The organism is Tenuifilum thalassicum (genome assembly GCF_013265555.1).
Classification (GTDB): Bacteria; Bacteroidota; Bacteroidia; order Bacteroidales; family Tenuifilaceae; genus Tenuifilum; species Tenuifilum thalassicum.
Map to the genome: position 1 here is coordinate 3,080,245 of NZ_CP041345.1, position 20,654 is coordinate 3,100,898.

At 38.7% G+C, this 20,654-nt stretch carries 15 protein-coding genes and 1 tRNA gene; 8 read left to right on the top strand and 8 right to left on the bottom strand.

The genetic code is table 11. The annotated features are described in order from the left end of the window. The first annotated feature begins 5 nt into the window (after positions 1-5). Positions 6-2,054, top strand: coding sequence for a protease Lon-related BREX system protein BrxL (brxL, locus tag FHG85_RS12690; protein WP_173076497.1), 2,049 nt, complete (start codon positions 6-8; stop codon positions 2,052-2,054). A 259-nt stretch (positions 2,055-2,313) separates the two neighbouring features. Here the strand turns inward: brxL and FHG85_RS12695 are convergent. Further along, positions 2,314-2,397: transfer RNA gene (locus FHG85_RS12695), tRNA-Leu, on the bottom strand. 64 nt (positions 2,398-2,461) lie between these two features. Next, positions 2,462-4,381 (bottom strand): 1-deoxy-D-xylulose-5-phosphate synthase, encoded by a 1,920-nt coding sequence (gene dxs / locus FHG85_RS12700; RefSeq protein WP_173076499.1) that lies wholly within the window; start codon positions 4,379-4,381, stop codon positions 2,462-2,464. A 161-nt stretch (positions 4,382-4,542) separates the two neighbouring features. On the opposite strand from dxs, the gene FHG85_RS13290 reads away from it, so the two are divergent. Both FHG85_RS13290 and ychF read left to right on the top strand, forming a co-directional pair. Continuing rightward, positions 4,543-5,574, top strand: a complete 1,032-nt coding sequence (locus tag FHG85_RS13290) for an OmpA family protein (protein WP_173076501.1) — start codon at positions 4,543-4,545, stop codon at positions 5,572-5,574. 73 nt (positions 5,575-5,647) lie between these two features. Next, positions 5,648-6,739 carry a redox-regulated ATPase YchF gene (gene ychF, locus FHG85_RS12710; protein WP_173076503.1) on the top strand — a complete coding sequence of 364 codons (1,092 nt, stop codon included), beginning with the start codon at positions 5,648-5,650 and terminating at the stop codon, positions 6,737-6,739. Positions 6,740-6,764: 25 nt separating this feature from the next. On the opposite strand, the gene FHG85_RS12715 is transcribed toward ychF, so the two are convergent. The 5 genes from FHG85_RS12715 to FHG85_RS12740 form a co-directional block, all read right to left on the bottom strand. After that, positions 6,765-9,239: an ATP-binding response regulator gene (locus tag FHG85_RS12715; protein ID WP_173076505.1), complete on the bottom strand. Its 2,475-nt coding sequence runs from the start codon at positions 9,237-9,239 to the stop codon at positions 6,765-6,767. 55 nt (positions 9,240-9,294) lie between these two features. Next, the gene (locus FHG85_RS12720; RefSeq protein ID WP_173076507.1) at positions 9,295-9,864 is read right to left on the bottom strand and encodes an L-threonylcarbamoyladenylate synthase; all 570 of its coding nucleotides are present in this window, start codon (positions 9,862-9,864) and stop codon (positions 9,295-9,297) included. Then, positions 9,865-10,686 (bottom strand): glycosyltransferase, encoded by an 822-nt coding sequence (locus FHG85_RS12725; RefSeq protein WP_173076509.1) that lies wholly within the window; start codon positions 10,684-10,686, stop codon positions 9,865-9,867. Beyond that, positions 10,686-12,314 (bottom strand): glycosyltransferase family 2 protein, encoded by a 1,629-nt coding sequence (locus FHG85_RS13185; RefSeq protein WP_181954721.1) that lies wholly within the window; start codon positions 12,312-12,314, stop codon positions 10,686-10,688. The genes FHG85_RS12725 and FHG85_RS13185 overlap by 1 nt, the downstream gene beginning before the upstream one ends. A 111-nt stretch (positions 12,315-12,425) precedes the next feature. Continuing rightward, positions 12,426-14,639: a sodium-translocating pyrophosphatase gene (locus FHG85_RS12740; RefSeq protein ID WP_220429284.1), complete on the bottom strand. Its 2,214-nt coding sequence runs from the start codon at positions 14,637-14,639 to the stop codon at positions 12,426-12,428. A gap of 393 nt (positions 14,640-15,032) precedes the next feature. Between FHG85_RS12740 and kdsB the strand changes: the two genes are divergently transcribed. The 3 genes from kdsB to FHG85_RS12755 all read left to right on the top strand — a co-directional run bounded on the left by kdsB (position 15,033) and on the right by FHG85_RS12755 (position 18,358). Then, positions 15,033-15,797, top strand: a complete 765-nt coding sequence (gene kdsB / locus FHG85_RS12745; RefSeq protein WP_173076513.1) for a 3-deoxy-manno-octulosonate cytidylyltransferase — start codon at positions 15,033-15,035, stop codon at positions 15,795-15,797. Between the two features lie 116 nt (positions 15,798-15,913). After that, the gene (locus tag FHG85_RS12750) at positions 15,914-17,503 is read left to right on the top strand and encodes a M28 family peptidase (RefSeq protein ID WP_173076515.1); all 1,590 of its coding nucleotides are present in this window, start codon (positions 15,914-15,916) and stop codon (positions 17,501-17,503) included. Positions 17,504-17,677: 174 nt separating this feature from the next. Continuing rightward, complete coding sequence (locus FHG85_RS12755) at positions 17,678-18,358, top strand: hypothetical protein (protein WP_173076517.1); 681 nt, start codon at positions 17,678-17,680, stop codon at positions 18,356-18,358. Between the two features lie 3 nt (positions 18,359-18,361). Here the strand turns inward: FHG85_RS12755 and purN are convergent, their stop codons facing one another. Next, on the bottom strand, positions 18,362-18,931 hold the full coding sequence (gene purN, locus FHG85_RS12760; protein WP_173076519.1) for a phosphoribosylglycinamide formyltransferase: 570 nt from the start codon (positions 18,929-18,931) through the stop codon (positions 18,362-18,364). A 178-nt stretch (positions 18,932-19,109) separates the two neighbouring features. Between purN and FHG85_RS12765 the strand changes: the two genes are divergently transcribed. Beyond that, positions 19,110-19,346: an acyl carrier protein gene (locus FHG85_RS12765; RefSeq protein ID WP_173076522.1), complete on the top strand. Its 237-nt coding sequence runs from the start codon at positions 19,110-19,112 to the stop codon at positions 19,344-19,346. A 55-nt stretch (positions 19,347-19,401) separates the two neighbouring features. Continuing rightward, positions 19,402-20,649 (top strand): beta-ketoacyl-ACP synthase II, encoded by a 1,248-nt coding sequence (gene fabF / locus FHG85_RS12770; protein ID WP_173076524.1) that lies wholly within the window; start codon positions 19,402-19,404, stop codon positions 20,647-20,649. The last annotated feature ends 5 nt before the right edge of the window (positions 20,650-20,654 follow it).

The window sequence follows — 20,654 nt, forward strand, 5'->3', positions numbered from 1 at the left end:
GTAAAATGATAGTATTAGACGATTTGGATAAAAAAGCCCTCGAACACTTCAGAGGTTTTGTGGTCAAAAAAGATTTAGTTGGTATAATCAAAGGCGGAGCCAATGTTCCGGCATTTGTGCTGGAATATCTTCTGGCCAACACGTGCAGCACCGATGACGAAGAAAAACTGAAGGAAGGGCTGGAGAATGTAAAAACCGTTCTCCGGGATCATTACGTAAATCCGGAAGAGAGCACTTTAATACAATCGAAACTCAGGGAAAAAGGGCGGTATAAAATTATTGACAAAATATCCGCTACGCTCGATCCCAAGAATGACCGCTACTGGGCGCATATCTTTAACAGCAATATTAAAAATGCTAACATCAGTGATGATTTAATCAAGCGTCACGAAAAGCTGTTGCTGGGCGGCATCTGGGCGATTATTGAAATGGAATATGATCCTTTGATAACAGTTGGAAATACGGTTTATCCATTTGTTGTGAAAGATATCAAACCAATTCAGCTTAGCAGTTTTGACAATTCGAAAATTATTAACAAACGTAAAGAATTTACAAAAAAAGAGTGGAAAAAATTATTACTGCGCAGTGCAGGATATGAACCGGATAGTGTAGGTTTGGACGAACGCAAGCAAAATCTGCTGTTATGCCGGCTTATTCCCCTTGTTGAGAACAATTTCAATATGGTGGAGCTGGGACCGCGTTCTTCGGGTAAGTCGTATATCTACAAAGAAATTACCCCTTATGCAATTCTGATTTCTGGTGGACAGGGCACGGTTGCACAACTTTTTGTTAATAATACAACCGGTCGTGTGGGCGCAGTTGGTTTATGGGATGCCATTTGTTTCGATGAAAGTACCGATAAATTATTCAAAGATCGCGATGCCATTCCTTTAATGAAAGATTATATGGAGTCGGGGTCATTCTCCCGTGCCAAAGGTGGAGAGATTACAGGCTCGGCTTCCATCATTCTGAACGGCAACATCAATCAGCCCGTTGAAACAATACTGCAGACTTCTCACCTATTCAGCCCTTTATCCAAAGAAGTAAATTACGATACAGCATTTTTGGACAGAATAAATTTATATCTGCCGGGTTGGGAAATAACAAAGTTCGCTCCGGAGAATTTCACCAAGCACTTTGGTTTTAGTACCGACTTCTTCTCCGAAGTTTTAAAATCGCAAAGGAAAACCACTTATTACGATAAGCTGGATGAATATTTTTCTTTAGGAAGTCACCTTAAGCAAAGAGATTCAAAATCGGTCAGAAGAATCGTTTCCGGGCTGATTAAGCTACTTCATCCGGACGGTAATTTTACAAAAGAGGATATGCGGGAATATCTGGAAATTGCCATGGAGATGAGGCGTAGGGTTAAAGAGCAATTGAAACGAATTGGAGGAATGGAATTTTGGGATACGAATTTTTCCTATATCGACAAAGAAACTCAGGAAGAAATATTCGTTGGGTTGCCCGAAGAAAGAGGATCTTCTTTAATTGAATCCAGCCCGCTTTCTCCCGGTGTATGCTATACTTCAACCAGTGATGGCGAAAATGTATCGTTAGTGAGGATAGAAGTGGTAGCGGTGAAAGGCAATGGAAAAGTAAATATAACAGGAACCAATTCATCGGTAGTAAAAGAAGACATTAAAAATACCGTTAATTATATCAGGGCAAACGAGAAAACCATATTAACAGAGCAGCACTCGCTTTCCGGAATTGATCTGAACATTCAGATAACTACGATGATTGGAGTAAATATTGGTAGTGGAATTGGCTCGGCAGTTTATGTTGCTATCATTTCCTCTATTTATAAAAAGAATCTTAAACCGGCATTGGCCATTTTGGGCAATATTTCAATTGGCGGTGCGGTTGAACGGGCAAATAATTTTGCCGATAAAGTGACGATGCTCTCGGATAATGGTGCGAAAACAGTTTTGGTTCCTATGGACAATTTATCGGAGATAAGTACTATTCCTGCAACTGTTTTAGGAAAAACCGATGTACCGTTTTATGGGAATAGTCAGATGCTCTTGCAAAAAGCGGTGTTGGGTGAATAAAGTAATCAATATTGCCAGTTCCTAATAAATAGGACTCTGAGCGGTCGGCACGACCCAGCGATATATCACCAACGTGTGCTAGGCTCTACTACCTGGAGAAGAGGCAGTGGGTTGAGGTCGCTATAAAAACTAATCTCCAAACATAGTTCTTTAATCTTCCGAATATTTCCGATTCATTCCGAATCATTTCCTAAACATTCTCGGACCCATACTCATTAAGAAACATAAAAAAAGCCCCGATAAGATATCGAGGCTTTTGTACCCAGGGTCGGGGTCGAACCGACACGGTATTGCTACCACTGGTGTTTGAGACCAGCGCGTCTACCAATTCCGCCACCTGGGCATGGTATCAAATTCGCTGCGAATATAATAAGTTTATTCAATTTCTCAAAAATCGAATTTTAAAATTAGCCGACTCTAAGCTTTGCCTTAGAACTGGCATACTTCTTTGCCGTTTTGTATATATTGTCAATATCAAATCCACATTCAGCATAGAGTTCCTTCTGTGTCCCATGCTCAACAAAAACATCGGGAATTCCTAAGCGAACTACTTTAACGCTGTAACCATTGTCGTTAAACCACTCAAGAACAGCGCTACCAAAACCGCCAGGTAGGCAACCATCTTCAACAGTAATAACCGTTTTAAACTCCTTGCCCACCCTAGTTAATAACTCCTCGTCGAGGGGTTTAACAAACCGCATATCGGCATGGAAAACACCAACGCCATCGGCCTCTAACCTATCAGCAGCAACAGAAGCCAAATTACCAACATGACCAATGGTAAGAATGGCGATATCGGAGCCTGTTCGTAGAACTCTTCCCTTACCTATCTCAACCTTTTGGAATGGCTTTCGCCAGTCAACCATAACACCAATACCTCGGGGATAACGGATTGAAATGGGGCCTTTGAGTTCGAGCTGAGCGGTGTACATTAAGTTTCTAAGCTCCTCCTCGTTCATTGGTGCAGAAACGGTCATGTTTGGTACGCTTCGCATGTATGCCAAATCGTAAGCGCCATGATGTGTAGCACCATCATCGCCTACTAGGCCACCCCTATCGAGACAAAAAATTACAGGTAGATTTTGCAAGGCCACATCATGAATAACCTGGTCGTAGGCGCGTTGCATAAAAGTAGAGTAGATATTACAGAAGGGAATAAGCCCCTCTGCAGCCAATCCAGCGGAAAAGGTTACTGCATGCTGCTCGGCAATCCCCACATCAAAAGCCCTATCGGGCATTTTATTTATCATTATATTCAATGAGCAGCCCGTTGCCATTGCTGGTGTGATGCCAACAATTTTGGGGTTTTTCTCTGCTAATTCAACAAGGGTTTCACCAAATACATCCTGGTATTTTGGTGGAGTAGGTTTTCCTGAACTATCTTTTATCCGTTCACCAGTCTCCTTGTCAAATAGACCTGGAGCATGGAATACTGTCTGGTTATTCTCGGCAGGTGAATATCCTTTGCCCTTTACCGTAACAATATGCAACAGTTTTGGACCCGGGATATCTTTTAAATCTTTAAGAATTTTTGCAAGGTAAACCACATCGTGTCCATCAACAGGTCCAAAATACCTGAACCCCATGGATTCAAACAGGTTACTCTGCTTAAGTAATGCAGACTTAACGGCATTTTCAATCTTTTGTATAACGCTACGAGTTTTAGGAGCAAGCCTATCAATCCTGCCTAAAATGTCCCACACCTCATCTTTAAGCTTGTTGTAGGTTTTTGATGTTGTTATATCGAGCAGATACTCTTTTAAAGCCCCAACACTTGGATCGATTGAGATATTGTTATCATTTAAAATGACAAGCATATTTGGATTTATGCTACCGCCATGGTTAAGGGCTTCAAATGCCATTCCACCGGTGAGAGCTCCATCGCCTATAACAGCTACAATGTTTCTGTTTTCTAGCTTAAGCTTTGAAGCAACAGACATGCCCAGTGCTGCAGAAATGGAAGTGGAAGAATGCCCAACGCCAAAAGCATCGTATGGACTTTCGGCACGTTTTGGGAAACCGCTTATCCCCTTGTATTTTCGATTGGTATGAAAAACATCGCGCCTACCGGTGAGTATTTTGTGGCCATAGGCCTGATGACCAACATCCCAAACTATACGGTCATATGGAGTGTTATAGACATAATGTAAAGCCACAGTAAGTTCAACAACACCAAGACTTGATGCAAAGTGGCCCGGATTCTCCGAAACAACATCTATAATAAACTGCCTAAGCTCAGCGCTTAGCTCAACAAGTTGCTGCAAGCTTAACTTCTTTACATCATCTGGTGAATCAATTTGCGACAATAATTTGTATTGGCTCTCCATAATATCTTCCCCTGAATAACAGTAACAGCTAAAATAGCTCTTTGTTAACTTTTATACCAAATGTTTTCTGTCTAAATAACATATTAATGTTGATATTTTGCTTTTAATTATGATTATTTAGGAGAAATATAATTTTTATATTTGTTTCAAAATAAGAACCTATGAAATTGACAACTCCCACCTACAAAATTTTGCTTTTTTGTTTAGGTGTGCTTACATCGTGTGTTCCTGCAAAAGAATTTCAAGCATTACAAGATAAAAATGCTAAATGTGAAGAGGAACGCGATAAACTATCAATCGAAAACGAAAGCCTTAGCACAAAAAACTCAGAACTCGAAAGTAAGACACGTATTTTGCAATCAAAGGTTGAAACACTAACTGCTGATAGTCTTAATCGTGCTGTAGAGTTTAACAGGATAAAAGAGGAGCTAAAAACACTACAGGAGCGCTATACTGAACTAAAAAACTTACAGGATGGAGTTATATCGGGAAGCAAGGATGAAACCCGTAAGCTACTGGTTCAAATTCAAAAAACACAGGAAGAGCTACAAGAAAAAGAAGATGCTTTAAAAGAATTAGAGCGTAGATTATATCAACGAAAGTTAGGGCTGGATAAGGTTCAAGCCGACCTCGACCAAATGAAGAAGGAGCTAGAAGAGCGTAATGCCCGATTAATTGAGCTCGAGCGAATGCTGAATGCTAAGGACTCAATAATGCAAGCCTTGCGTAAGAGAGTTGCTGACGCACTTTTTGGATTTGAAGGTAAGGGATTAACCGTTTCCATTCAAAATGGTAAGGTTTACGTTTCGTTGGAAGAAAAGCTGATGTTTAAATCGGGAAGCTACGAAATTGACTCAAAGGGTGCTACGGCATTACGTCAACTTGTTCCTGTGCTGGAACAGAACCCAGATATTAATATTATGGTTGAAGGTCATACCGATGATGTGCCATACCGAGGCACAGGAGCGCTAATTGACAACTGGGATTTAAGCGTAAAACGTGCAACTACCATTGTAAGGTTGCTTCTTAAAAATTCAAAAATTGACCCAGTAAGAGTTACCGCTGCAGGTCGGAGCCAGTACCTCCCCATCGATAAAGCAAAAACACCCGAGGCACGTCAAAAAAACAGGCGAACCGAAATTATTCTTACTCCAAAAATGGATGAGATTCTTCAGCTTCTTGAAGCGAATTGATATAAAGCGGCTCTTGCCGCTTTTTTGTTATCTGATGGATTTAAGGTAATTTTGCGTACTAAATTTTAATGCAATGGGTTTAAAGTGTGGTATTATTGGCTTAGCCAATGTTGGAAAAACAACTATATTCAACTGCATGTCGAGCACCAAGGCTCAGACTAGTGTTGTTGCTACTGGTTCAGGTAAGTCAAACCTAAGTACAATAAATGTACCTGACGATAGGTTGTACGTGTTGGAGAAATTTCAGCCCACAGAAAAGATAGTCCATACAACCGTAGAGATTGTTGACATCCCAGGACTTTCAAAAACAGGCGGTAAAGGAGAGGGCAATAAATTCCTAGCCGATGTAAGAAATTGCGATGCTCTTATACATGTTTTACGATGCTTTGACGACCCTTCGCTACCCCACATTGAGGGCTCTGTTGACCCAGTTCGCGATATTGAAACCGTAAACTTTGAGCTACAGGTTCGCGACCTAGAATCTATAGAGAAAAAGTTGCAAAAGGTAGAAAAAGCAGCAAAGGTTGGCGACAAGGATGCAAAAAAAGCATTTGAAGTTCTTTCTATTTATAAGAATCACCTTGAATCGTTTCAAAACGCGTCAACAGTTCCTGTTGATGAGCAGGATAAAAAATATGTAGAAGATTTATTCTTGCTTACAACCAAACCAGTTATTTATGTTTGTAATGTTGATGAATCGTCAGCGGTTGATGGGAATGAGTACTCCAATAAAGTAAAGGAATATCTGAAGAACGAGGACACCGAAGTTCTAATTATTGCAGGTAAGATTGAAGCAGAAATTTCCGAGCTCGATAGCGAAGAGGACCGTAAGGCATTTTTGGAAGACGTAGGACTTACAGAGCCAGGCGTTAACAAGCTAATTAGAGCAGCATATTCTATTCTTAACCTAGAAACCTTTTTCACAGTAGGACCTAAAGAGATTAGGGCCTGGACAATGAAAAAGGGCATGACTGCCCCACAAGCTGCTGGGGTTATCCACTCCGACCTAGAAAGAGGCTTTATTCGTGCTGAAGTTATGAAATACAACGATTTTATTACCCTTGGTTCAGAGCAAGCATGTAGAGAAAAGGGGAAGCTTTATGTTGAAGGGAAAAACTACATAGTAGAGGATGGCGACATTCTACATATCCGATTCAACGTTTAAGCAGGTTAATTATACCAATCAGACCTCAACTCCCTGAGTTGGGGTTTTTCTTTTCAAAATTTTTTCTCAACAGGTTAAGTAGCTCATCAGGATCGATGGGTTTACTTAAAAACTGGGTACACCCAATTTTTTTGAGCGATTTTATCTCATCGCTCTTGCTATCCAAGGCAGTTTGAGCGATTATAGGTATATCAATATTCATCCTTTTCAACTCATAGGCAACATCTACCCCACTCCTAAAAGGAAGATGAATATCCAAAAGAATTAGATCGATATTTTTATCAATGCTTGCCACCTCAATGGCATCATCAGCATTTTTAACATGCAGCACACGTGCACCAGTTTTGGAAAGTAGTGCCTCAATATACTGATAGCTAATCAAATCGTCTTCTACAACAAGGATTTTTCTTTTTGAAAAATCAACCTCAACCTTTTTTTCGCTATCGGTAAAATTAACAGGAATTGTAGTAATAAAAGTAGAACCTTTCCCTGGCGAAGATTTGACCTTGATATTGCCGCCTAAAGCCATAGCATATCCCATAGCAATGGTAAGCCCAATGCCAATACCCTCATAAAACACCTTACTATCATCGCCCACATGTTTAAAAAATCGCTCAAATATTCTGTTTTGCATATCAGCTGGAATTCCAACTCCTGTATCCTTAACATAAAAAGTGATTGTAGAATTTTCGTTCATAGAGTAGCTAAGCTCTATCCCGCCCTGATGGGTAAATTTAAATGCATTTTCAATTAGATGAACAAGGATGCTTTTTAGCCTATACCTATCTGTTATAATATTTGCCTTATCGTCGGGTAAGCTTTTAACTACTTTAAAGTAAAGCTGTTTTTTCTTGAACTCTTCGTTATCAAGAAACTCCTGACTCACCTCATTAACCAAATCGTTAAGATTAACTTCGGATAGTAAAATGTTTAGCTGATTGGTCTCAATTTTTGATAGTTCTAAAACATCATCAACAACGCTAAGCAATTTATCGCCCAATCGTTTAACCTGTTTTCCCAACTCCAACCTTTCATCGAGTGTTGATTCTGAAGAGGTTAAATAATATGATAACCCAAGTAATCCGTTTAATGGCGTTCGTATTTCATGGCTGATATTGGCTAAAAAAGCCGATTTTAACCTTTCCAACTCTCGAATCTTATCTAATGCTTCGTTTAGCTCCACTGTTCGGTACCTAACCATTAAATCGAGATCGCTATTAAACCGTGCTAGCTTTGCATTGGTTTCCTCAACCTTTTTTTTACCCTCCTTCCATTTAACCGCTAAGAAAGTAATCATTAAAAGTCCAAGAATAAGAATAATTGCTATCCAGGTATAAAGGGTTATTATGACTCTATTTTTTTTCTCTTTAGCCTCTTTAAAACTTAACTCCGCCTCAAGTAACTTATTCTTTGAATCCCTTTCCTTTTGCAATAAAAGAGTGTTAAGCTGTGATATTCTCTTTATTATTTCTGGTGTAAAATTCTCGTCGATATAAGCTATATACTGTCTGTTAAACTTTAAAGCTAACTCGTAATTTCCCAATTTTTCATAACATTTTGACATATACTTCCATGCCTGAGCTAATAATTGAGGATCTGAAAGGTTTTCTGCAATTTTTAAACCTCTTTTTAGATAACTAATTGCAGATTTATACTTTTCTTGTGCAATAAGGGATCTTCCTATTGAAATTAGCTGTAAAGAAAGCCCTCGCTGCGATTCTGTTTTACCATATATCTGATAAGATCGCTTATGATATAGTATTGCTGAGTCAAGTTTCCCTCTATGCTCATAAAGCATTCCAATATTATCGAAATATGAGGCTAGCGTTAGGGAATCAAATACATTCTGATAATCATTAAGTGTATTAAAAAGAATTGCTTGGGCTGAATCTAACTCACCAAGCCTCATGTAAGCTAAAGAGAGATTTCCAATTAATCTTGTAATATTTAGCGAATCATTATTTTTAACATAGTATGAAAGCGATTTTAAAATAAACTCTTTAGAAAGTTCAAAATTTGAAATATCGTAATAAAGTAAACCTAATACATTATAACTTTTAGCAATGGTTGCGCTATCACTTATTTTGAGGGCAATATCTAGAGCACGCTCATAAAAATCAAAAGCATCAATATAGTTTCCTTGTCTATAGTTACATACACCTAACGAATAATAGGTTTCAGCAATACCAAGGCTGTCGTTAATTAACTTATAAATTATAAAAGCTTTTTGAAGGCTATCTTCTGCTGCCGTGTAGTTGTTCAAACGAAAATGTGCAAGAGCTACTGCTTTAGTTGCATCTGCAATTAGCTTTTCATCACCACAACTTTGAGCAAGATCATAGGACTTTAACGCAAGTTTCATTCTAAGTTGTGGGGATTTAGCATACCCTGCCGAATCAACTATAGATTGAACCTTGCTACAAGATGTGTCGTTTTGTGCAAAACCCAAATAGCTTAAAAAAATGGAGCAAATAGCAGCTAATAAAACATCTCTAAGCATTGCACTTTTTTAAAGTTTTTACGACAAGTAGTATACAAAGGTTAAAAGAAAAAATTTAATCTCGTAAAATTTTAACAGTATTCCCTTTGCCTACAGAAATTATCGATGATGGTTTGCCAGTTGAATCAGTATCAAACTCTATAGGTACAACTAAATCCACTTTATCAATCAGTTCAATAGATATATCGTTAAACGACTTAGGATAGGGTTTACCACAAAAGTTTGCCGAGGTTGAAACAATGGGTTTACGAAACTTCGAGATTAGCTGCTGGCAAAATTTACTTTGTGAGACCCTTATAGCCACACTCCCACCTTTACCGTAAACCAATGAGGAAAGATTTTTCCCTTTATCAAAAACAATGGTTAACGGTTTATCGGCTAGGTCAATTAGCTCCCAGGCCATATCGGGAACATCATCTACATAAGATGGAATTCTTTGGGGTAAATCAACCAAAACCACCAAACCTTTTCCATTGGGCCTTCCCTTAATATCCATTAACCTTTTAACAGCTTGTTCGTTGGTCGCATTACAACCCAAGCCCCAAACGGTATCGGTGGGATAGAGGATTATGCCACCTGTATGAAGTACTTTCAGAACTCTATCAAGCGATTCTTTAAAATCCATTTATAATTTAACTAAACCATTTCTACAGACAAATTCATTGCGTTTTTGCTTTTCCATCATCATCTGATAGTTTTGTTCCTGGTCGTGCCAGTTTTCCTTATGATACAAGTGATACTGTACAGCAAGATTTCGTACTGAGTTAATTTTGTATCCAGCCCTTTGGAATCGCCAGGTAAGATCTATATCTTCGCCTATTGCTGGTCTAATATAATCCTCATCAAATCCATTTATTTTATAAATCGCACTTTTAGGAAACGACATATTACATCCTTTCAACTGGTACATGGACCTTAAACGAGGTACAAATCCCAAAATGCCTCTCGGATTAATAAAAAACCCTTCTTCTATGAATCGAGCTCCGTTTTTCTTTATTTTAAAATAATTTGTCAGCAAGTAAGAATTCATATTTCCAGGTAATAAATCTCCTTTAACCATTTTTTTTGTTGAAAATGGATCAAGTTTAATTCTCTTACCTCCCAAAACAGCCTTTTCACAAGCATATTTAATATGAAATTCCATAAAGCGAGGATGAAGGACACAATCCTCGTCGATAAATACCAAATAGTCTGAGTTTGTTGCTTCTATAGCCCTATTCAATGCTAGATTCTTTCTCCATCCCAAATCGGGTTGAGTAAGATGGTATAATGGAACTGGAGATTTTATGCTTTCTATAAAACTTTTAACGTGATCATGCTCTGCATCTTCAGAAATTATAATTTCAAAACGCATGTCGGTTTGATTAAAAACCGAATCTAAAACAACTTTTAAAAATTCAGTGTTTTTATATGTTGATATTATTAATGAAGCAATTGGCTTATTCATTACGATAAATGCTTATCAATTCCGTTAGTAGTCCACTTTAGTTTTTTCCTCTTAACCTCTTTTCTAATTCTATAGTTTTTTTCCCAAGTACTTTTGGTTCTATAAGGTCTAGGGTGGTCTAAATGCACACATACAGCAGAGTACCTAATTTGTTTCCCTTTTACGCCATAATTCATTAACCTTTCACCCAATTCGCGATCGAGGCCCCCATACTGCATATCCTCGTTATATCCATTTACTGCAATTATATCGTCTTTCCAGCCACTAACATTATGCCCATTCCATGTAGGTTTTGTGGTAGTAATCGTATTCATCAACTTTTGAAGGAAAGGCCTTTGAGTTAACTTCATAAATTTATAGGAGAATGGCTGCCCCATGGACATTAACCAGGACATGGTAAATGGTTTTCCCTGCTTAATATCCTCAAAAGTGATCGAATCGGAAACCTTTTTATTTAACTTTAAGTAACCACCACTAAGGAAGCAGCCCCTTTGAGCTTTTTGAAGATGAACTTCTACAAAGTCATTTCTAGGAACACAATCGCCGTCGGTAAAAATTAAATAATCGGAATTTGATTGTAAAATAGCTTTATTTAGAATCTGACATTTCTGAAAGCCATTATCGGGATGCCAAACATGAATTACATTTAAGGAAGTTGACTCCTTAAATTCATTTAGCACTTTTTGGGTTTCCTCACCAGAACCATCATCGGCAATAATAAGTTCAAAATTCTTTTCAGTTTGTAACTCATAGCCCCAAAGAGTTTTTCTTAACCATTCGGGTTGATTATAAGTTGTTACAATAACAGATGCTAAGGGTTTGTTTCCAGTAGGAGTGTTTCTGATATCAATATAAGGGTATGGCTGTTTTTTCCGGTTTTGCTTATAAAGTTTTCTTAGCTTTGCATATTTCACAAAACAGTGTTCAGATAGTAGAAAACTTATTAGTAAACCGTTGAAGCCCGACATAAACCCCCTGCGAATAAAATACGAATGAAAGAATCGCCAAAGGGTATGCAATACTATTTTGATGGAACTCGCGCGTACACCAGCTTTATAGTATTCATGTGCAGAAATGGTTGAGTACTTATTAATCTCATCTATATGCTCCTCGTAAGTTTTATAGCGCCAATGAAGCAGATGGCCTTTTAAGGAGTGAACAGATGCTCCAGGGGTCATTTTGACAACCTCATGTATGTTGGCACCATCCCACTTAGCTTTTCTTCGGTCGTAAAGCCGGATTCGTTTTTCTGGATACCAATCGGTATGAAGTATCCATTTCCCACAATAGTTATTTAATCTGATGAATTTATACCCATCGTATTGCCAGTTGTTCTTGGCCTTTAATACCTCTTGTTCAAGTTCATATGAAAGCGCCTCATCGGCATCTAGAGCTAAAATATAGTCATATGTTGCAAGAGAAACTGCGTAGTTCTTTTGATCGCGGAATCCTTCAAACTTATGCTGAACAAATCGAGCACCCAATCTTTTACAAATCTCCTCAGTTTTATCAGTCGAGAAGCTATCAACAACCAATATCTCATCAGCTACACGTTGAATAGAACGAATACAACGTTCAATGTTTTTTTCTTCGTTTAGGGTAATAATAACCGCAGAAATCTTGACCATTATCTAGTAGTGAAATTTTCGTACAAATGTATGATTTTTTTATTAGCAAATTAAAGATAAAATGCCTGACATAGAGCCAGGCATTTTATGATGAAAAAACTAATAAGATTTCTAGAGGAGACTATAAGCCGCAGTTAAACCAGCCATTACAATCGATACCATGCTCATGAGCTTGATAAGGATGTTAAGGCTAGGTCCTGATGTGTCTTTAAAGGGATCACCAACAGTGTCGCCAACAACAGCAGCTTTGTGATTATCGGAGCCTTTACCACCAAAATTACCTTCCTCGATATACTTTTTAGCATTATCCCAAGCACCACCTGAGTTAGCCATAAAAATAGCAAGTACAAAGCCAGCAGATAATCCACCTGCTAACAAACCAAGAACACCAGCAACTCCTAAAACTACGCCAGTGATAATAGGGATAATAATTGCAAGTAGTGAAGGTACAACCATTTCAATTTGGGCACCTTTAGTTGAAATGGCTACACAACGAGCGTAATCGGGCTCAGCTTCGCCTTCCATAATACCTTTGATTTCGCGGAACTGACGGCGAACCTCCTCAACCATTTTTTGGGCTGCACGGCCTACAGCGTTCATGGTTAAACCGCTAAACAGGAATGCCATAGCAGCGCCAATAAAAATACCAACTAAAACAACAGGATTCATCAGGTTAACCTGATAATAATCCATGAAATCGACAATGGTAGCTTTAGCGGTCTCAATGGTATCACCATTTGCTAAAGTTAGAGCATTTTCACCAATACGAATTAGCCCAATTTTTACCTCTTCAATATAGGAAGCAAGCAGAGCAAGCGCAGTTAAAGCCGCGGAGCCAATAGCGAAACCTTTACCCGTTGCAGCGGTTGTATTTCCAAGAGCATCAAGAGCATCGGTACGCTTGCGAACTTCAGGTCCTAATTTGCTCATTTCAGCATTTCCACCAGCATTATCGGCAATAGGTCCATAAGCATCGGTTGCTAGGGTAATACCAAGTGTAGAAAGCATACCCACAGCTGCAATACCAATACCATAAAGGCCAAGCTGAATATTTTGAGCATCAAGCATATGCTTCACATCAAAGTTGATAGCCGAAAGGAAAGCAATTAGTATGGCAAACGCAATAGTAATAACAGGAATAGCAGTAGAAACCATACCTAAACCAACGCCAGAAATAATTACAGTTGCAGGTCCAGTTTGTGCACTTTCCGATATTCTTTGAGTGGGTTTGTAGGAATGGGAAGTAAAATACTCGGTTGACTGACCGATAATAATTCCCGCGAGCAAACCAGCAACAACAGAGAATGATATACCAATCCAGTTCTCTAAACCTAAAGAGTAAAGGATTACGAAAGTAAGAACAGCAATAAGAGCAGAGCTAACATTAACACCAAGACCAAGTGAGCGAAGCAAATCGCGCATAGTTGCCCCTTCCTTGGTACGAACCATATAAATACCAAGAATTGAAAGGATAATACCAACAGCAGCAATAAGCATAGGAGCAAGTATAGCCTTATACTGCATGTCTACACTTACAGTTGCAAAAGCCGAAGCACCCAAAGCAGCAGTTGCTAGTATTGAACCAGCATATGATTCGTAAAGGTCGGCTCCCATACCAGCAACATCGCCTACGTTATCGCCAACATTATCGGCAATAGTAGCAGGGTTACGTGGGTCGTCTTCAGGTATACCTGCCTCAACTTTTCCTACAAGGTCGGCACCAACATCGGCTGCCTTTGTGTAAATACCACCACCAACACGAGCAAATAGCGCCTGTGTTGACGCCCCCATACCAAAGGTTAGCATGGTGGTAGTAATGATAATAAGCTTATGTGAGCTATCGGGCTCATCAATAAAATAGTTTAGAACAATATACCAAATGGAAATATCAAGTACTGCCAAACCTACCACAACCAAACCCATAACAGCACCCGAACGGAATGCAACTTTTAGTCCATGGTTTAAAGAGTTTTTAGCAGCATTAGCGGTTCTAGCCGAGGCAAAAGTAGCTGTCTTCATCCCAAAGAATCCAGCCAGACCTGAGAAGAAACCTCCTGTTAAAAATGCAAAAGGTGTCCACTTGTTTTGTACTCCTAAACCAAAGGCTAGGAAAACAAAGAGCAACATCAGTACAATAAACACAATAAGTACGACCCTGTACTGTTGCTTAAGATACGACATGGCACCTGTACGCACATGTTGTGCAATTTTCTTCATCAAGTCGGTACCTTCATCTTCTTTCATCATCTGCCTAAAAAAGAAATAGGCAAATGCCAAAGCAATGACCGATGCAATCGGTACAACCCAGAATAGATTGTCAATAATCATAAGGCATTATGTTTAGGTTAATATTAGTTGCCAAATTTAAACATTTTAACAATTCAAGAACGAATTCCCATCAAAAAGAAACCCATAACCTTAAATAATCAGAATTTATGCACATTCAAAACTAAACCCAAATTAACACACAAGGGTTACGCAACTGGCATTATTTATCATCTACAAATCTTAGAAATATTTTTCTCATAACCAACTACCCATAAGTACAAAAGCCTTTAAATAATCATTACATTTGCGAAAATCATTTACAATGAAGCACTCGTTTAAGGTAACTTGCACAAATATGTATGAACAAAAAATGGGTGTTTCATATGTTAGTTATCACTTTAAAAAGAATACTCATTCTTCTTTATATTAGATATTTAAAATGTTACGCGAATGAAAAGCATTGGTATTATTCCAGCACGCTATGCATCAACACGATTCCCAGGGAAACCACTTGCAATAATTGCAGGGAAACCTATGATTCAGTGGGTTTACGAAAGAGCATCCGAAGTATTTGAATGGTGCTTTGTTGCAACTGACGACGATAGAATAAAAAAAGTAGTAGAAGGTTTTGGAGGCAAGGTTGTGATGACATCGGAACAGCATAAGAGCGGAACCGACCGTTGTTCCGAGGCTCTCGATATAATTCAATCGTCATACAACCAAAAATTTGATGTTGTTGTAAACATTCAAGGCGATGAACCTTTTATTCAACCTCAACAGCTTGGTAAATTGCTAGACTGTTTCAATGACAACCAGGTTCAAATTGCCACTTTAGTGAAAGCATTCTCACCCGATGAAGATATTTTCAACCCCAATAGCCCAAAAGTTATTATCAACTCTAAAAGGCAAGCAATTTATTTTAGCCGCTCAGCAATTCCTTTTATTCGGGGAAAAGAAAAAGATGAATGGCAAAACTCGCATAAATTCTTCAAGCATATCGGATTATATGCATATCGTGATGACGTCCTGAAAAAGATAACACGTTTGAAACAAACACCACTTGAACTTGCAGAATCGCTTGAGCAGCTACGCTGGATTGAGAATGGTTTTTCCATTACAGTTGCCGAAACCGATATGGAAACCATTGCTGTTGACACCCCTGAGGACTTGGAAAGGGTCAAACAACAAGCAATCGAAATTTTAAAAGATAATTAGCCTAGGCCTAATTACAAGTATTTTTTAGTATCTCCATTAAACTTTCAACTCTTCTCGCTATCAATATTATGTAAATATTGAATTAAACATCTTGTACTAATTCTAAGATAAAAAAGATGAAAAAATTTGTACTTATACTTTTGGCTACTCTTGATTTTTGGGGAGTATTTGCACAACCAGATAGCACTGTAAACAAAATAATTGAGATTGGTAAAACCGATAACCAAACCATGCAGCTGCTCGATGAGCTCTGCAACCGAATTGGAGGAAGACTTGTAGGTTCAAACGCCTACGATGATGCTGTTATGTGGGCTGCATCTAAGTTTAAAGAGTGGGGCATGGAGGTTATAACGGAGGATGTTGGTATTTTGCCAGTAGGTTTTAACCGTGGACCATCATTTGGCCGCATGCTATCACACAATGGTGAGATATTGCACTTTGCCACACCATCATATACTGCAGGTACAAAGGGCGTTCAAAGAGGTCATGTAGTTATAGAACCAAAAACTCGTAAAGAGTTTGAACGCATGAAGGGTAAACTAAAGGGAGCCTGGGTTCTTATCTCGGGCGAAAATAATGGCTGGCCCATTGATTTCTCGGAAGAAGCTGATGCTCATCGTGCTGAGGTTATTGCTAAAAATGAAATTATTCAAGCAAAAAATGATTCTATAAGATGGCTTAACTGGAAAAACAGAAAAAACAAGGCACTTCAAAAGGAACTTCTTCCTTACGAGGAGGAACCTGCTCTATTCTACAAAGAGATGGTTGAAGCAGGTATCTTGGGAATTATACAATCATCAAAAGTACCCATTAGGGCGCTATATGACAGAAAGAACCTTGATAAAATGAGCTGGGATAATCTGCCTAAGGTCCCAGACATTAAACTTGATGAACACCAGTATGATAAAATAAAAAAACTAGTAGAAGAACGTCAGTACGTAATTTTGGAGTTTGATATTCGCAACCATTTTCGACCAGGACCTGTTCCCTTTCAGAGTGTTTTTGGTATAATCAAGGGCACTGAAAAGCCAGATGAACTTGTAATAATGGGGGGACATCTCGATGCATTTGATGTTGCAACAGGCGCTTCCGATAATGCCTCGGGTGCAGTACCAGCCATGGAAGCAGCTAGGCTTATTATGAAAGCAGGTGGCAAACCCAAACGAACCATTATTGTTGCCCTTTGGGCAGGTGAGGAATTTGGACTATTAGGCTCTATGGCGTGGGTTAAACGCTATGAAGACATATTACCTAAAGTTTCAGCCATGTTTAACCGCGATGGTGGTCCAACTGTTCCCACAAGCATTTCTGTTCCAAAAGCCATGCTAGCTGATTTTAAAAAAATATGTGAACCTATCCCTAGTATAAATCCAAAGTTCCCTTTCGAAATAAAAGAATCAAAACCACGACCAAAACCTAAGCGTCCTGGTGGTACCGATTCATCGCCTTTTCTAATGGCTGGAGTTCCAGCGCTTAGCTTTGGCACTTCCGATATTGAAGGAAAAGATTTTAGCTATATGGAGATTTGGCATACCGAACGCGACACCTATGAAAAATGCCCTCCTAGCTATATGAACCACACATCAATCGTTACAGCAGTTACAGTATATGGAGTAGCAAATCTTGACCACTTACTATCAAGAGAGGGATTTTTTGCCCCAGAGGCTGAACCTGTAAAAAAGGCTAAGAAAAAGAAAAAAAGATAGGTTAAATTAGTAAGATTGGGAAAAATCTCGGCCATGGGTGTTAACCTGTGGCTGATTTTTTTTGTTGACTTAATACAATTTAAACATTATCTTGTATTGATAAATGATAAATGCTACGGAATAATTACATCAAAATAATAAGATGTAAATATCCTGTCGCGAAATAAGAAAGAGATGAAAAATCTGCTCAGGTTATTTTTTATTGCGTTTTCACTTACTATATCTTCGTGCAAGATAAGCTATATACCAAACTCGTTCAACAGCCCTCTCCTTCGTAATAAAGGCGACGGTCAACTAAACACCCAAATAGGAATATCAGGTGTAGAAGTTCAATCGGCCTATGCTGTTACCGATAATCTTGGTCTTATCCTAAATGGTCAAATTATTAAGCGAAATGATAAAGAAAGTGAACTAGGCATTGTAACTAAAAAACAAACTCTATTTGAAGGTGGCATTGGTTATACAGAGAAATTTAGTGATAGTGGAATATTCGAGTTTTTTGCTGGTGGAGGAGCAGGAGTAGTACCCGCTAATTTCAGGACGATAGAATGGACTGGTCCAGCTGAAATATCGTACCAGCGGTATTTTATTCAACCAGCAATAGGATTCTTCAATGAATTTATTGATTTCAGCGTAGTATCACGACTTGCATTGGTGAACATGGGGCCACAAAAAAATTGGTTTTATGAACCTGGTGCAGTGCTAAAAATTGGTTACCGTAGGGTTCGATTCGTCGGAAACATGGGGTTCTCAATCCCTTTTAGAAAATATGACGAACGTTATTGGGACAACTTCCCATTTACCCTTTCTGTGGGTATTCACTTCAACTTTGGGAAATGTAAACTTGCAGAGTAATATTTATAAGTCCTTTATAAGATTTTCAATAACCTCAGGATAGTATTTCCACTCTAGCTCATGAACACGTGTTGCCAATGATTTTACTGTATCATCGTCCTTAACTTCGCAGCGTGCCTGAAAAACAATATCTCCTTCGTCGTACCGTTCATTTACATAATGGATAGTGATACCGCTAAATTTTTCGCCAGCCTTAATAACAGCCCGATGAACCCTATCGCCATACATTCCTTTACCACCATACTTAGGGAGTAAAGCTGGATGAATATTTACAATTCTACTAGGAAATGCAGACACTATTTCCTCAGGTATCATTTTTAGGAACCCTGCCAGAACAATGAAATCGATATTATTCTCAGTTAGATGTTGCAGTACCGATCCATCTTGCAATTCAGCTTTAGAAAAAACATATAGAGGAATACTATACTTTTTAGCACGCTCTATTACAAAGGCTTTAGGGTTGTCGGTTGCAATTAGCTTAACCTTTCCGTATTGTTTTCTTAGTTCGAAGTGCTTGATAATCTGCTCAGCGTTAGATCCTGAACCCGAAGCAAAAATCGCTATGTTTTTCATTTTCTGTATCTTAGAAATCTTTTTTAAACGATCGTCAAAAAATTTTTGTTAATGAAGGTCAAAAATATGAACAAAAAAATTACTTTTGCCACGTTTTTTACATCTGATTTGTTTTCAGATGAAAATATTTTTTTCTTTGTGAACAGAAAACTCTAATTACTAACTAAATTTTAAAATTATGTCAGACATTGCAACTAGAGTTAAGTCAATCATCGTTGACAAATTAGGAGTAGATGAGAACGAGGTAACTCCTGAAGCAAGTTTCACCAACGATCTTGGTGCTGATTCATTGGACACTGTAGAATTAATCATGGAATTTGAAAAGGAATTCAACCTATCTATTCCTGATGAAGATGCTGAAAAGATTGGCACCGTTGGCGATGCAATCAAGTACATTGAAGAGCACAGCAAGTAATTAAAATTTATTAACCAGTAAGGCAAATTTTGGTTTAAATAAAACTTATTTAGTTATGGAAATGAAGCGTGTTGTTGTTACAGGTATTGGAACCATTAACCCCTTAGGTAACAATATTCAGGAATACTGGACCAACCTCGAGAATGGAGTTAGTGGTTGTGAACTTATTACAAGTTTTGACACGTCGAAATTCAGAACCAAATTTGCCTGCATGGTCAAAAATTTTGACCCTAATAATTACTTCGACCGAAAAGAGGTAAAAAAACTCGATCCTTATTCACAATTTGCGCTGGTGGCAGTTGAAGAAGCCATGAAGGATTCGGGACTAAACCTTGAGGCAATAGACCATGATATGGCCGGAGTAATTTGGGCATCGGGCATTGGGGGACTACAAACCCTTACCGAGGAATTAAGGAGCTATTTCGGTGGTGATGGTACTCCCCGATTTAGCCCTTTTTTCATTCCTAGAATGATTTCAGATATTGCTGCAGGTCACATTTCAATGAAATATGATTTCCGTGGTCCTAACTTCTCAACTGTTTCGGCCTGTGCATCTGCAACCAACGGCATTATCTGTGCTCTCGATGTTATTCGTACCGGTAAAGCAAACATTGTTATTACTGGAGGTTCTGAAGCTTCTGTTAACGAAATTGGATTAGGCGGATTTAATGCTTTACAAGCATTATCGACCCGAAACGACGAGTATAAGACAGCTTCACGCCCGTTTGATGCAACTCGCGATGGTTTTGTTATGGGCGAAGGTGCTGGTGCACTTATACTTGAAGAATACGAGCATGCTAAAGCCCGTGGGGCTAAAATTTACTGTGAGTTGGCAGGCGGCGGTATGTCGGCCGACGCTTACCACCTGACAGCACCCCACCCCGAAGGGTTAGGCGCACGTAAGGTAATGGAGAATGCTTTGCGTGATGCTGGAATGAAACCAGAAGAAATTGATTATATCAATGTTCATGGGACATCTACCCCACTTGGTGATATTGCTGAAACAAAAGCCATTAAGCAAGTTTTTGGTGAACATGCCTATAAGTTAAATATCAGCTCTACCAAATCAATGACTGGTCATCTCCTTGGTGCTGCTGGAGCTATAGAAGCACTAGCTGCTATAATGGCAGTTCATAAAGATATTATTCCACCTACCATTAATCTAAAAGAGGTTGACCCTGAAATTGACAGCAAGCTCAACCTAACTCCTAATAAGGCTGAAAAACGCACTATTAGAGCCGCATTGAGTAATACCTTTGGTTTTGGTGGTCATAATGCATCTATCATTCTAAGAAAATTGTAGCATTT

What these genes read in the sequence shown, in the direction of transcription:
- purN (WP_173076519.1), bottom strand. Translation starts at nt 18,931, where the DNA reads ATGAAAAACATAGCGATTTTTGCTTCGGGTTCAGGATCTAACGCTGAG.
- FHG85_RS13185 (WP_181954721.1), bottom strand. Translation starts at nt 12,314, where the DNA reads ATGGTCAAGATTTCTGCGGTTATTATTACCCTAAACGAAGAAAAAAAC.
- FHG85_RS12725 (WP_173076509.1), bottom strand. Translation starts at nt 10,686, where the DNA reads ATGAATAAGCCAATTGCTTCATTAATAATATCAACATATAAAAACACT.
- FHG85_RS12715 (WP_173076505.1), bottom strand. Translation starts at nt 9,239, where the DNA reads ATGCTTAGAGATGTTTTATTAGCTGCTATTTGCTCCATTTTTTTAAGC.
- FHG85_RS12750 (WP_173076515.1), top strand. Translation starts at nt 15,914, where the DNA reads ATGAAAAAATTTGTACTTATACTTTTGGCTACTCTTGATTTTTGGGGA.
- kdsB (WP_173076513.1), top strand. Translation starts at nt 15,033, where the DNA reads ATGAAAAGCATTGGTATTATTCCAGCACGCTATGCATCAACACGATTC.
- ychF (WP_173076503.1), top strand. Translation starts at nt 5,648, where the DNA reads ATGGGTTTAAAGTGTGGTATTATTGGCTTAGCCAATGTTGGAAAAACA.
- brxL (WP_173076497.1), top strand. Translation starts at nt 6, where the DNA reads ATGATAGTATTAGACGATTTGGATAAAAAAGCCCTCGAACACTTCAGA.
- fabF (WP_173076524.1), top strand. Translation starts at nt 19,402, where the DNA reads ATGGAAATGAAGCGTGTTGTTGTTACAGGTATTGGAACCATTAACCCC.
- FHG85_RS12765 (WP_173076522.1), top strand. Translation starts at nt 19,110, where the DNA reads ATGTCAGACATTGCAACTAGAGTTAAGTCAATCATCGTTGACAAATTA.
- dxs (WP_173076499.1), bottom strand. Translation starts at nt 4,381, where the DNA reads ATGGAGAGCCAATACAAATTATTGTCGCAAATTGATTCACCAGATGAT.
- FHG85_RS12720 (WP_173076507.1), bottom strand. Translation starts at nt 9,864, where the DNA reads ATGGATTTTAAAGAATCGCTTGATAGAGTTCTGAAAGTACTTCATACA.
- FHG85_RS13290 (WP_173076501.1), top strand. Translation starts at nt 4,543, where the DNA reads ATGAAATTGACAACTCCCACCTACAAAATTTTGCTTTTTTGTTTAGGT.
- FHG85_RS12755 (WP_173076517.1), top strand. Translation starts at nt 17,678, where the DNA reads ATGAAAAATCTGCTCAGGTTATTTTTTATTGCGTTTTCACTTACTATA.